This window comes from Rhizobium sp. SVR5-2C (genome assembly GCF_056755115.1).
On record NZ_JBNDHT010000559.1, the window covers coordinates 1 to 239 of the forward strand.

1 pseudogene is annotated in these 239 nt (G+C 61.5%); it reads right to left on the reverse strand.

The window, feature by feature from the left end:
* A pseudogene (locus tag ACPYOI_RS36890) lies at positions 1–239 on the reverse strand (pyrroline-5-carboxylate reductase dimerization domain-containing protein); the annotation flags it as partial.

Here is a 239-nt window from a genome sequence, read left to right on the forward strand (position 1 = left end):
GCGGAGTCTTGGAGCCGCATCGGGTGATTGGCGTAGGAGTTCACCAGCTCCCGCGATAGCTTCCAGTGCAAGGCGCAGGGCGAGGTCCGCCGGCAGGCCAAGTTTACGGCCCGCTTCTGCCATACACTCGACGAGATAGAACACATAGACCGGACCGCTACCGGACAATGCCGTCACGGCATCGATATCCTACTCGGCCTGAACCCACTCACCAGGACCCGATACGCTGAGACGACACC